We start from the raw sequence: 11,906 nt of genomic DNA, 5'->3' as shown, positions 1-11,906 counted from the left end.
TCCGGATGTCCTGCGGGCGAGTGCCGGCGTCTCACGCCGCCCGCTCGGCGACCAGCACCGGGCGCTCGGGCAGCGACACCCGCACGGTGGCTCCGGCTCCCAGCGCGGTGGCCTCGTGGGTGGGCAGATCCGCCTTGACCTCGGTGCCGTCGGCCAGGCGTACGGTGATGCGGGTGGCGGCGCCGAGGAACGCGGTGGCGATCACCCGGGCGTCGCCGGTGGCGTCCGCGGTGACCTCGACGGCCTCGGGCCGCACCAGTACGTCCACCTCCCCTGCCGCGGGAAGGGTCCCCTCGGCGGGCAGCCGCAGGCCCAGGACGTCCACGGTGGTCCCGGACAGCCGCCCGGGAATCCGGCTCATCGTGCCGACGAACTCGGCGACGAAGGCGGTGGCCGGGCGCCCGTACAACTCGGCCGGTACCGCGCACTGTTCGAGCCGGCCGGCCCGCATCACGGCGACCCGGTCGGCCACGGAGAGGGCCTCCTCCTGATCGTGCGTCACGAACAGGGTGGTGATGCCGAGCTCCTGCTGGAGGCGCCGGATCTCCTCGCGCAGCGTCAGCCGCACCTTGGCGTCCAGCGCGGACAGCGGCTCGTCGAGCAGCAGCACCCGGGGGCGCAGCGCGAGGGCGCGGGCGAGCGCGATGCGCTGCTGCTGGCCGCCGGAGAGCTGGTGCGGAAACCGGTCGCCCTTGTCGGCGAGACCGACCAGCTCCAGCAACTCGGCGGCGCGGGAGCGGCGTTCGGCCGTGCGCACCTTGCGCATCCGCAGCCCGAAGGCGACGTTGTCGAGCGCGCTGAGATGCGGAAAGAGGCTGTACGACTGGAAGACCATCCCGGCGTCCCGGCGGTGGGCCGGCACATGGGTGACGTCCTCGCCGTCGACCAGCACCTCACCGGAGTCGGGGTGTTCGAACCCGGCGAGCATGCGCAGCGCGGTGGTCTTGCCGCAGCCGGAGGGGCCCAGCAACGCCAGGAACTCTCCCGGCTGCACGGTCAGGTCGAGCCCGTCCAGGGCGACGGTCGCCCCGAACTCGCGGCGCAGTCCTCGGAATTCGACCGTGGCGGCCTTGTCTACGGCTGTCTTCTCAAGCGTGGTGGCGGTCATGGTTCATCCCCGGGACGAAGCGGTACGGTTGCGCCCGCCGAAGCCGGCGAGCGCGAGCAGCAGGGCCCATGTGACGAGCAGGCTGAGCACGGACACGGCGACGGACAGCTGGGCCTGCGAGCCGCCGACGCTGTAGATCCACACGGCGAACGGCTGGAAGCCCAGCAGTTGGGCCACGGTGAACTCGCCGAGCACCAGCGCGAGCGTGAGGAAGGACGCGTTCAGCAGCGCCCCGCGCAGGTTGGGCAGCACGGTCCGCACGAGGGCTTGCGGCCAGTTCGCGCCGCAGCTGCGGGCGGCCTCCACGAGTGTCCGCACGTCGATCGCGCGCAGCCCGGCGTCCAGCGACCGGTGCACGAACGGCAGCGCCATCACGACGTACGCCATGACCAGCACGAACGGGAAGCTCGGATTCTGGACCGCCACGAACGTCTCGAACAGCGGGGTCCGCGAAAGGTACTCGGGGCCCCACTTCAGCACGGTCGAGATCCCGGCGACGAACGCGATCGGCGGGACGACCAGCGGCAGTTGGCAGATCACCTCGACCACCGGGCGCAGCCGGGGCGCGCCGAGCCGCAGCGCCACCATGGCGGGCACCATCAGCAGCAGCACGATCGCGATGGTCGCGAGCGCCAGCTCCAGCGAGAGCAGCAGGCTGGAGACGAAGCCGTCGGTGGAGACGATCTGGGAGTAGGCGTCGAAGGTGACGCCCTGCCCGGGCACGTCCACGGTGAAGACGACGGACGCGGCCAGCGGCACCAGGAAGTACAGCGCGGCGAGGCCGAGGACGACCCACCGCCACGGGTTCAGGCGAGCCATCGCGTACTCCGTCGTTGCAGGGGCAGATACACGGCCATCACGAGGCCCGCGACCAGGACCATGTCGAGGCTGAGCGCGAGCGCCACGTTCTCCTGGCCGACGAGCACGTTGCCGGAGATGGCGTCGGCGATCTGGAGGGTGACCAGCGGGACCGAACTGCCCACCATCGCCGCGGCGGTGGCGTACGCGGCGAACGCGCTGCCGAAGAGCAGCACGAACCCGCCAAGGAGCGACGGCAGCAGCACGGGCAGGGCGACATGCAGCCAGTACTGCACGGCCGTGGCCCCGTTGTTCTGCGCCGCCTCCCGCCACTGGGAGCGCAGGCCCTCCAGCGCGGGCATGATCGTGAGCACCATCAACGGGATCAGGAAGTACAGGTAGACGATGACCAGGCCCCAGAAGCTGTAGAGGTCCCAGCCCGCGTCCGCGAGGCCCAGGTGCCGCGTCAGCACACCGGCATTGCCGAGCGTGGCGACGAACGCGAAGGCCAGCGGGATGCCGCCGAAGTTGGCGAGCACGCCGGACGCGGTGAGCGCGGCGTTGCGCAGTGCCTGGAACCGGGAGGTGACCACGACCTGCGCGAGCGGCAGCCCGAGCACGGTGCCGAGGCCCGCGGAGACCGCGGAGAGCTTCACGCTGCCGAGCAGGGAGGTCAGATAGGCGCCGTGCAGCGAGGTCGTCAGGTTCTGGGCGGTGTACGAACTGGCGCCCGTGGCCTGGTCCTTGACGCTGAACGCGCCGTTCAGCATGGCGATCGCGGGCACCCCGAAGGCGACCGCGACGAACACGAGCAGCGGGACGACGGCGAGCCAGCCGGGGACCCGGCGCCGCCGCTTCACCGAAGCGACCGGCGGCGCCACGTCCACGCCCGTGAGGGTGGCCGTCATCCGGAGACGGCCTTCGCCCAGCCCTGCGCGATGACCGTCTTGGCCTTGCTCTGCTGGGCCTCGGTCGGGAAGGAGGGCGTACCGGAGACCTCCGGGAGCTTGGCGGCGGCGGTCTTGTCGAGCGTGCCGGCCTTCTCCATGGCGGTCATCAGCGCCGGACGGGCGTAGCCCTTGAGCCACAGGTTCTGGCCCTCGGTGCTGTAGAGGTACTCCTGCCACAGGCGGGCCGCCGCCGGGTGCGGGGCGTCCTTGTTGACGGCCTGCGAGTAGAACTGCGAGAACTGGCCGTCGGACGGCACCGACACCTTCCAGTCGACGCCCTTGGACTTGAACTCGTCGGCGTAACCGGCGTTGAGGTAGTCCCAGTCGATGCTGATCGGCGTCTCGCCCTTCTCGACGGTCGCCGGAGTCGACTCGACGGGCGTGTAGTTGCCGTTCTTCTTGAGCTTGGCGAAGAAGTCCAGGCCGGGCTGGATGTTGTCGAACGAGCCGCCGTTCGCGAGCGCGGCCGCGTACACGCCGCCGAAGGCCGAACCCGACTTGGTGGGGTTGCCGTTGAGCGCGACCTGTCCCTTGTACTGCGGCTTGAGCAGGTCCTTGAAGGTGGTCGGACAGGTCTTGACGCGCTTGGCGTCGCAGCCGATGGAGATGTAGCCGCCGTAGTCGTTGTACCAGCGCGCCTGCGGGTCCTTCTGCCCGGCGGGCAGGTCGGCGTACGAGGCCACCTTGTACGGGGCGAGCAGGCCCTGCTGGGCGGCGCTGAGCGCGAAGGAGCTGCCGAGGTCGAGGACGTCCGGGGCGCGGTCCTGGCCCTTGCGGGAGGTGACGGCGTTGATCTCGTCCTGGCTGGTTCCGTCCGGGTTCTCCACCGTGATCTTGATGCCGTACTTCTTCGTGAAGCCGTCGATCAGGGCGCCGTAGTTGGCCCAGTCGCGGGGCAGCGCGATGGCGTGCAGCGCGCCCTCCTTCTTGGCGGCCTTCACCAGGGCGTCGAGACCGCCGAAGTCGGCGGCGGAGGTGGCGGTGGCGGCGTTCTTGCCGTCCGCGGTGGTCGACGCGTTGTCGGGAGCTGCGCCGCAGGCGCTCAGGGCGAGTGCGGCTACGACGGCGAGGGAGCCGGCCAGGGCGGCTGTTCTCGGCTGGGACACGGTGACTCCAGAAGGGGGCGCAGGGGAGGACGCACAAGGCTGAGAACTTGTCTGAACAAGTTGGCCTCAGTAAGGCCGTCTGTGGTGACCACTTCGTAAACAGTGGCGAAATTGTGACCTCCCATTCCCTGCACAGTTCGAGGCAAGCGCGATCACCTGTCGGTCTCGATTAGGCTGGTCACGCTGTGCACAGCAGCTGACTCGGAGGGAAACGGTGGCGACACGACACGAGGAGATCGCCGACGAGCTGCGGCGGGCGATCGACCGTGAGGAGTACACGGTCGGCAGCAGACTGCCCGCCGAGACGGAACTCGCCGCCCACTACGGCGTCTCGCGCGGCACCGTCCGCCAGGCCGTCGCCGCGCTGACCGCCGAGGGCCTGATCGGCTCCCGCCAGGGCGCCCGCCGGGTCGTCCTGGCCAGCCGCCGAAGCCAGAGCTTCGCCGAACTGCGCAGCTTCGCCCAGTGGGCCCGCGCCATGGGCCGCGAGGCCACCGGCCGGGTCGTGGCCCAGGAGTATCTGCCCGCCACCGCGCAGGACGCCGCACGTCTCCAACTCCGCGAGGGCGCACGGGTGTTGCACGTCCTGCGGATCCGCGGCCTGGACGGCGAACCGGTCCTCGTCGAGCGCACCGTGTACGCCGACTGGATCTCACCCGCCGTCGAGACGATCGACCCGTACGCCCCCTCCGTCACCCAACTTCTGTACGACAGCACGGGTCTGGTCTTCGCCTACGGCGAGCACGTCATCGACGCGGTCGCGGCGAGCGCACAGGACGCCGAACTCCTCGGCATCCGCCGCACCAGCCCCCTGCTGCGCGTCCGCCGTGTCACGACCACCCGCGAGGGCCGCCCCGTGGAGTGGTCGGACGACCGCTACCGCTCGGACGCCGTGAGCTTCAGCGTGCACAACTCGATAGACAACAACGCGCTGGCCCGCAAGACGGCGGAGTGAGCGATCACGTCGCCCGGTCTTCGCGGGAGTTCATGCCAGTGGCGGTCTGACGTCAGCGTCCGACAGGGCGAGCCAGCAGATCGGTGACGTGCTCACGCACGGTTTCCCACGCCGCCGCGTGGAGCGTGCCGAAGGCCGTGTCGCCCAGAGCACGGATCGCCTCGTCGGGTCCGGCGTGGCAGGGGACGTCGTCCGTGAGTACGTCGTAACCGTCGCGGACGGCGACGTGCAGGCGGTGGAGCCCGCCGTCGTGAGGGTGCACCGCGGCGGCGACCACCAACGGCGGCTGCCCACCCGCCTCGCCGGGCAGCTTGCGGTAGCTGCTGGCGAGCGGTTCACGCCAGTGCAGGCTGAGCAGAAGGTGGTGCTTGGCGAGGACTTCGGCGAGGTCGGTCTCATAGACGCGCTCCGGGTCGAGCACCGTCGCCCAGGCCTTCAGCACCAGCGCGGCCGGCAGCAGGCAGCGCAGCGTGCTCCCGACGAGGTTGCCGCCGACGGTGGCCGTCCGGCGCACGGCTCCCGTCCCCACGGCTGCTGCCGCACGGCGCAGCACCTCCGGCACACGCTCGTCGACGGTGTTCAGCACGACGGCACCGCCCAGCACCCCGCGCCCGATCACCTTGGCCTCCGGCAGGCTGCGCAGCGACATGGCCCGCTCGGGAAACCCGTCGCGTTGCCAGCCGGCCCAGATCAGCGTCGCCCCGCCGACGGGTACGGCTCCCTCGGCGAGGAACCTCTGCGCTTCGGACACGGACTCGGGCAGATGTAGCAGCACGGGAGCCGACCTGCTTTCTCGACGACTTGGAGCTGGGATGCGCGGTGTCTCGGCCACGAGAGCGCCGGCCCGGCGCATTTTCCCCACCTGCGTGGAGGCGCGTACAGGGCTCACTGATCTACTGCGTGCGCCCCCTCCGCGTTGCCGCCCCGGAGCCTCGGGGGAGGATGAGGTGTCCGGAGTGGAGAGGTGCCGTACTGGTGAGGAACCGTGGGGCAGTGCAGCGCAGCGAGTCCGCGCTGATCGTGCGGCACGCGCCGCCCGAGGCCGTGGCCGCGGCGATCGTGACGCTGCACGGCGGACATGAACTGAGCCGCCGGGCGGCGCATCCCTGGCAGCCGGCCGCGCTCCGTATGCTCCCGGTCCTGCGGGCGGCCGCAGCGGCCGCGCCTGCGGACGTGCTGCTCGGGCAGGTCCGCTACCGGCACCAGGGCTGGAACGACGCCGACCCCGTCCACGACGCTCTGCGGGCGCTTGACGAACTCCAGCGGCTGGCGGGCACGGTGCCCACCGTCCTCGTGGGGCACTCGATGGGGGCCAGGGCGGCCTTGCGGGCCGCGTCGCACCCGCTGGTGTGCGGCGTGCTGGCGCTGGCGCCGTGGTGTCCGCCCGTGGACTCCGCCCGCCATCTCGAAGGCGTGCGCCTGCTGGTCCTGCACGGTGACCGCGACCGAGTGACGCCGCCCGCCGAGTCGGCGGACTACGTGCGCCGGGCCCGGCAGGCGGGGGCGAGGGCCGGCCTGGTACTGGTGCGGGGCGGCGACCACGCGATGCTCCGCCGCAGCGGCGACTGGCACCGGGCCACGGCCGAGATCGTCGCCCGGATGCTGCGGCCGGATGCGGACACCGAGGGGCTGGCCGCGCAGGCCTGTGCGGCGGACGGCGCCGTCGACCTGTAGAGGGACGGCGCCGCAAGCCGGAACAGGCCGGTTCAGCCGGGGACGATGCTCAGCAGGCCCCCTCGTCCTGCCAGGGCCCCCAGTCGGTGGCGGTCGGCGTCTCGTTCTGGGTCCACCACTTGGCCTTCCAGTTGTGCTTGTTGTACGAGACCTCGTCGCCGGCGGTGTAGACGGCGCTCGAACTCCAGGCGGTCTTGCACGCGGTGGGTGTCGGCGTGGGTGTCGGGGTGGGCGTGGGCGTCGAGTCCGGCGGGGTGGCGCCCGCGAACTTCACCGAGTACTTCGCGAAGTCCCAGGAGTTCTGCGCCACGCTGGAGCAAGTGCCGGAGGTGCGCCCGCCGTTGTCGGGCGGGGTGCACTGCCGGTCGCGGTTGAGGGACCAGAAGGTGAAGCGGTCCATGTGGTGGCTGGTGGCGTACTCCAGCACGGTCTGGAAGTCGGCCTGGGTGAAGAACTCGCCGGTGTCGCTGCGCCCGTTCATCCCGGAGTAGCCCTCGTGGGCGTAGGCCGTCGCCTGGTCCCAGCCGAACGTCGACCGGAGGATGGCGTTGAAGTTGGTGAGCGCGCTGGTCTGCGAGGCCGCGCCGTTGAAGCCGCCGTCGAAGGGCATGATGGAGAAGTTGTTCGGCGTGAAGCCCTGCGACTTCGCCTCCAGCAGCATCTGCTTGCCGAACCACCCGGTGCCGTCGGCCGTGCCGGCGGTGGTGACGGAGACGTACAGGCCGGGGTTGTTCTGCTGGAGTATCTTCGCGGCGCCGATCTCGTTCTTGATCGCCGCGGTGTTCTCGTACTCCGGCTCCTCCAGGTCGAAGTCGATGGCGTGGAGGCCGTACTTGGTGATGACCTGCTGGTACGCGGCCGCCGTGGCCGCCGCGTCCGAGCACACCTGGCCCAGCTTCGTGCCGCCGTACCCGCCGATGGAGACGGACACGTCGCCGCCCTTGCCACGGATGGTGTCGATGACGGACCGGACGGTGGTGTCCGAGGAGACGGGGGCCGTGCCGCCCCAAGTGGGGGAGCAGCCACCGCCGTTGGGCGCGAGGACGAAGGCGAGCTGGAAGGCCTTGAGACCGGTGGCGTCCATGATGGCGGCCGGGTCCGGCGGATCGTTGTCCAGCGGCATGAGGTACGGGGCCGCTGCGTACCAGCGGTCGCTGAGCGCGGCGGTCGCGCCAGAGGCGTTGCCTGCTACCAGGGCTGTGGTTCCTGCGGCGGCGAGCCCGACGGCGGCGGCTGCGCCCAGGCATGCACGAAGACGTCTCACGGTGTGCCTCCGATGGGGGTGGGGGAGTGCCCCAGCTTCCTGCCGGACCGTGGCCGCGTCCACGCTTTGGACTAGACCAAACATCTTCTTGGTCTAGACCATGCGATTTCTTTGCCTTGTGCCTGCCAGGTGCAGCGGTGGGTCTTGTGCGTTATGGCCGATGTGCGGTAATTCGTCATGTGTGAGCTACTACGACCTCGGCAGCCACGGCCGGCGCGTGACGACTTCGTCGTCCGAGGCGCAGATCTGGTTCGACCGCGGACTGAACTGGACCCTCGCCTTCAACCACGAAGAGGCCGTGCGCTGTTTCGAGGCCGCCGCCGCGGCGGATCCCGGCTGCGCCATGGCCGACTGGGGTGTGGCCTACGCGCTCGGCCCCAACTACAACAAGCCCTGGGAGTTCTTCGACGAACAGGACCTGGCCCGCACGGTGGAGCGCACCCACACCGCGGTGCAGCGCGCACATGCCAAGGCCGCCGGCGCCACCGCCGTCGAGCAGGCGCTCATCGACGCCCTGCTGGCCCGCTATCCGCAGGAGCGGGCCCCGGCCGTCGAGGAGTGTTCGGTGTGGAACACCGCCTACGCCGACAGCATGCGGGCCGTCCACCGACTGGCCCCGGACGACCTCGACGTGGCCACCCTGTACGCCGACGCCCTGATGAACCTCACGCCCTGGCAGCTGTGGGACATCCGCACCGGCACACCGGCCCCCGGCGCGCGCACCACCGAGGCCAGGGCGGTGCTGGAGCGGGCGCTCGCCACGGAGGCGGGCGCGCACCACCCGGGCCTGCTGCACATGTACATCCACCTGATGGAGATGTCCCCGACCCCCGAGGCCGCCCTGACGGCCGGTGACCGGCTGCGCAACCTGATGCCGGACGCCGGACATCTGCAGCACATGCCGTCCCATCTGGAAGTGCTCTGCGGCGACTACCGCCGGGTCGTCTCCGACAACACCACGGCGATCGAGGCCGACGAGAAGTTCCACGCCCGGGCCGGGGCGATGAACTTCTACACCCTGTACCGGTGCCACAACCTCCACTTCAAGATCTACGGAGCGATGTTCCTCGGCCGCTACCGGGACGCGATCGACACGGTGCACCGGCTCGAGGCGGCCGTGCCCGAGGAACTGCTGCGGGTGCAGAGCCCGCCCATGGCGGACTGGGTGGAGAGCTTCCTCGCGATGCGGGTGCATGTACTCATCCGCTTCGGCCGCTGGGGCGACATCCTCGCCCTGCCGATGCCCGCCGACATGCGCCTGTACTGCGTGAGCACCGCGATGCTGCACTACGCGCGCGGTGTCGCGTTCTCCGCCACCGGCCGGATCGAGGAGGCGGAGGCCGAGCGGCGGCTCTTCCACGACGCGGTCGCCCGGGTCCCCGAGACCCGCATGCTGTTCAACAACACCTGCGCGGACATCCTCGCGATCGCCGCGGCGATGCTGGACGGAGAGCTGGAGTACCGCAAGGGCCACCACGACGCCGCGTTCGCGGCCCTGCGCCGTTCGATCGAGCTGGACGACGGCCTTCCCTACGACGAGCCCTGGGGCTGGATGCAGCCCACCCGGCACGCCTACGGGGCGCTGCTCCTCGAACAGGGCCTGGTTGCGGAGGCCGAGGCCGTCTACCGGGCCGACCTGGGCCTCGACGACACCCTGCCGCGCGCGCAGCAGCACCCCGCCAACGTCTGGGCGCTGCACGGCTTCCACGAATGCCTCGTGCGGCTCGGCAAGGACGGCGAGGCGCAGATCGTCGCCCAGCAGCTGAAGATCGCCACGGCAACCGCGGACGTACCGATCGAGGCCTCCTGCTGCTGCCGACTGGAGACCCGCTCCGGCTGATGCCCTACGGCCGCCCGGCCGCGGGTCGGCCGCCTCGTCGTAGTACGACCCGGCCGACGGGCCGAGGACCTCGTGGGCCTCGAGGAACATGTAGTGCGCCGGCCGCTTTCCCGCAACGCCTCAAGAACCCGCTGGTCATAGAGGCGCCGGGCAGCCACGAAGGCTGTTTCACCCGCCCCGCCCCACTCGCCGACGCGTTCATCCCGGCCTGCGCCGCGTAGCACAGCGAACGCCCGGTGGCGCAAAAGCAGTTCAGGCAACCTGATGCGTCACCGGGGCCGGCTCCGGTCTCTTCGCCGTGAATCCGTCTCCCGGCACATGGCCGCGCAGCCGCCGCCACAGCCAGGGCCCCACATGGTCCACGGCCCAGCGCACATCGGCCCCCACGGCACGCAGCACCGGGAGGGGGGAGAGCGGGGGCAGCGGCTCGGCCCAGTCCTCGTATCCGGGCATCCCGAAGGTGTGGGCCATGCCGGCGGCGATCCTGGCGTGCCCGAGCGGACTCGCATGCAGCCGGTCGTCGCTCCACAGCCGCGGGTCGGCCGTGAACGGATGCGGGAAGACGTCCAGGACGTCGACCCGGTACCGTGCCGCGAGCACCCGCAGCCGCGCATTGAGAGCGACGATCCGGGGCCGCACCCGGCGCGCGACCGGTGAGACCTTGCCCAGGTCCGGGAAGGTCATGGTGGCGACGCGCGCGCCCGACGCGGTCAGCCGGGCGAAGGTCTCCTCGATGTTCGCGGCGACCGCCTCCGGGTCGTAGCGCGGCCGTACGACATCGTTCATGCCCGCCGTCACCGTCACCAGGTCCGGATGCAGCGCAAGAGCCGGACCGAGCTGATCGGCCCTGATCTGCGCGCTGGTCTTGCCGCGGACGGCGAGATTGGCGTACGTGAGTCCCGGTTGCTGCTGCGCGAGGATCTCGGCGAACCGGTCGGCCCAGCCGCGGTGCCCGCCCGCAGGACCAGGATCCCCGATGCCCTCCGTCAGACTGTCGCCGATCGCGACGTAGCGCAGATACGAGGGGGAGACGGTCATGCCGCGTGAGCCTATCCTCGGTGCACCCGGAGTTCAGGCCCGCACGGCCGACCCGCGCTCCCGCATCCGCGGCGCACACAGCACCCGCTTCCTGCGCACCCGCCTGCCCTCGATCGCCGCGACCGTCAGCCGTGCCGCCTCGGCGGCGATCTCGCTCAGCCCCCAGTCCACCGTGGTCAGCGGCGGCGTGAGCACCCGCGAGACGGGATGATCGTCGAAGCCGACCACGGAGACGTCCCGGCCCACCTCCAGGGAGTCCTCCGCCGCGGCCGCGTACACCCCGTAGGCCAGCGAGTCGGAGAAGCAGAACACCGCCGTCGGTGAGTGCGCACCCTGCAGCACGCGCCGTGCCACCGCCGTCGCCTCGCCCAACTCCTGCGGACAGGGCACCAGTTCGGCCCGCAGCCCGAGCCGGTCGGCCGCCTCGCCCACGTACACGTCGGCCGGCCGGTCCGGTGTGCTGGGCCGGGTGGGTGTCAGGACGGTCACCCGGCGGTGGCCCAGTCCGTGCAGGTACTCCAGTACGGCGTCGATGCCGGCCCGGTTGTCGAAGATGACCTGCCCGGCCGTGCGGGCCCGGCTCAGCGAGTCGCCGACCGCGACCACCGGCAGCGCGTCCGCGATGTCGGCCCAGCCCTTCGCGGAGGGGTTCACGGGAGACACCAGCAGCGCGTCGACCCGCTGGTCGCGCAGCTGCTTGGCGAGGACCAGCTCGCGGTCGGGGTCGCCGCCCGCGTCCAGGATCAGCGCATAGCGGTCGCCGGCCAGGAGTTCCCGGCCGATGGCCGCCATCAGCTGCTGCTGCCACAGGTCCTGGAGGTCTCCCGCGAGGACGCCGACCATGCTGGTGCGGCCGCTGGCCAGGGCGCGCGCGATGGGATCGGCCTCGTAGCCGAGCTCGGCCGCGGTCCTGCGCACGCGTTCCTCGGTCTCCTTGGAGACGTGTTTGCCGCGCAGGGCATAGGAGACGGCTGCGGTGGAGAGGCCCGTGGCCTCGGCCACCTCCCGGAGGGTGGTGCGCTTGTTGGGCCTGGCCATGCCGGGAAGCCTACCGGGGCGCCCGCGCGTTGTGGTCACATCGCCCCGCCCACGGCCCCGACACCGTTGACACACGTCCTGGTTAAGCGGTTAAGTTAACCGCATCAGTGAAACGCTTAACACTGCACCCTCAGC

At 71.1% G+C, this 11,906-nt stretch carries 11 protein-coding genes; 3 read left to right on the top strand and 8 right to left on the bottom strand.

Features of this window, described 5'->3' with window-relative positions; genetic code table 11:
* Positions 1 to 31: 31 nt before the first annotated feature.
* The 4 genes from ACWC1K_RS45175 to ACWC1K_RS45160 are packed head-to-tail and all read right to left on the bottom strand — an operon-like array spanning position 32 to position 3,962.
* Entirely contained in the window at positions 32 to 1,108 is a 1,077-nt protein-coding gene (locus ACWC1K_RS45175) for an ABC transporter ATP-binding protein (protein WP_450839422.1), read from the bottom strand.
* A 3-nt stretch (positions 1,109 to 1,111) separates the two neighbouring features.
* Positions 1,112 to 1,927, bottom strand: coding sequence for an ABC transporter permease (locus ACWC1K_RS45170; protein WP_450839420.1), 816 nt, complete (start codon positions 1,925 to 1,927; stop codon positions 1,112 to 1,114).
* Positions 1,915 to 2,814, bottom strand: coding sequence for an ABC transporter permease (locus ACWC1K_RS45165; protein WP_450839418.1), 900 nt, complete (start codon positions 2,812 to 2,814; stop codon positions 1,915 to 1,917). Before ACWC1K_RS45165 ends, ACWC1K_RS45170 begins: the two co-directional genes overlap by 13 nt.
* Positions 2,811 to 3,962, bottom strand: coding sequence for an ABC transporter substrate-binding protein (locus ACWC1K_RS45160; protein ID WP_450839417.1), 1,152 nt, complete (start codon positions 3,960 to 3,962; stop codon positions 2,811 to 2,813). Before ACWC1K_RS45160 ends, ACWC1K_RS45165 begins: the two co-directional genes overlap by 4 nt.
* Before the next feature lie 214 nt (positions 3,963 to 4,176).
* Between ACWC1K_RS45160 and ACWC1K_RS45155 the strand changes: the two genes are divergently transcribed.
* Positions 4,177 to 4,917, top strand: coding sequence for a GntR family transcriptional regulator (locus ACWC1K_RS45155; RefSeq protein ID WP_450839415.1), 741 nt, complete (start codon positions 4,177 to 4,179; stop codon positions 4,915 to 4,917).
* A 52-nt stretch (positions 4,918 to 4,969) separates the two neighbouring features.
* On the opposite strand, the gene ACWC1K_RS45150 is transcribed toward ACWC1K_RS45155, so the two are convergent.
* Positions 4,970 to 5,692, bottom strand: a complete 723-nt coding sequence (locus tag ACWC1K_RS45150) for an FAD binding domain-containing protein (RefSeq protein WP_450839414.1) — start codon at positions 5,690 to 5,692, stop codon at positions 4,970 to 4,972.
* A gap of 218 nt (positions 5,693 to 5,910) precedes the next feature.
* Here ACWC1K_RS45150 and ACWC1K_RS45145 point away from each other — a divergent pair, with 218 nt between their 5' ends.
* Positions 5,911 to 6,591 (top strand): dienelactone hydrolase family protein, encoded by a 681-nt coding sequence (locus ACWC1K_RS45145; RefSeq protein ID WP_450839413.1) that lies wholly within the window; start codon positions 5,911 to 5,913, stop codon positions 6,589 to 6,591.
* A 49-nt stretch (positions 6,592 to 6,640) separates the two neighbouring features.
* Here the strand turns inward: ACWC1K_RS45145 and ACWC1K_RS45140 are convergent, their stop codons facing one another.
* Positions 6,641 to 7,855 carry a carbohydrate-binding protein gene (locus ACWC1K_RS45140; protein ID WP_450839412.1) on the bottom strand — a complete coding sequence of 405 codons (1,215 nt, stop codon included), beginning with the start codon at positions 7,853 to 7,855 and terminating at the stop codon, positions 6,641 to 6,643.
* 160 nt (positions 7,856 to 8,015) lie between these two features.
* Between ACWC1K_RS45140 and ACWC1K_RS45135 the strand changes: the two genes are divergently transcribed.
* Positions 8,016 to 9,695 (top strand): tetratricopeptide repeat protein, encoded by a 1,680-nt coding sequence (locus tag ACWC1K_RS45135; RefSeq protein WP_450839410.1) that lies wholly within the window; start codon positions 8,016 to 8,018, stop codon positions 9,693 to 9,695.
* A 252-nt stretch (positions 9,696 to 9,947) separates the two neighbouring features.
* Here ACWC1K_RS45135 and ACWC1K_RS45130 read toward each other — a convergent pair whose 3' ends face one another.
* Together ACWC1K_RS45130 and ACWC1K_RS45125 are read right to left on the bottom strand one after the other, a co-directional pair.
* Positions 9,948 to 10,733 (bottom strand): SGNH/GDSL hydrolase family protein, encoded by a 786-nt coding sequence (locus ACWC1K_RS45130; RefSeq protein WP_450839409.1) that lies wholly within the window; start codon positions 10,731 to 10,733, stop codon positions 9,948 to 9,950.
* Positions 10,734 to 10,766: 33 nt separating this feature from the next.
* Complete coding sequence (locus ACWC1K_RS45125; RefSeq protein WP_450839407.1) at positions 10,767 to 11,771, bottom strand: LacI family DNA-binding transcriptional regulator; 1,005 nt, start codon at positions 11,769 to 11,771, stop codon at positions 10,767 to 10,769.
* Between the last annotated feature and the right edge of the window lie 135 nt (positions 11,772 to 11,906).

This window comes from Streptomyces sp. NPDC001492 (assembly GCF_053597275.1).
This window is presented reverse-complemented; position numbering and strand designations above follow the sequence as displayed.

What these genes read in the sequence shown, in the direction of transcription:
- ACWC1K_RS45175 (WP_450839422.1), bottom strand. Translation starts at nt 1,108, where the DNA reads ATGACCGCCACCACGCTTGAGAAGACAGCCGTAGACAAGGCCGCCACG.
- ACWC1K_RS45170 (WP_450839420.1), bottom strand. Translation starts at nt 1,927, where the DNA reads ATGGCTCGCCTGAACCCGTGGCGGTGGGTCGTCCTCGGCCTCGCCGCG.
- ACWC1K_RS45165 (WP_450839418.1), bottom strand. Translation starts at nt 2,814, where the DNA reads ATGACGGCCACCCTCACGGGCGTGGACGTGGCGCCGCCGGTCGCTTCG.
- ACWC1K_RS45135 (WP_450839410.1), top strand. Translation starts at nt 8,016, where the DNA reads ATGTGCGGTAATTCGTCATGTGTGAGCTACTACGACCTCGGCAGCCAC.
- ACWC1K_RS45130 (WP_450839409.1), bottom strand. Translation starts at nt 10,733, where the DNA reads ATGACCGTCTCCCCCTCGTATCTGCGCTACGTCGCGATCGGCGACAGT.
- ACWC1K_RS45125 (WP_450839407.1), bottom strand. Translation starts at nt 11,771, where the DNA reads ATGGCCAGGCCCAACAAGCGCACCACCCTCCGGGAGGTGGCCGAGGCC.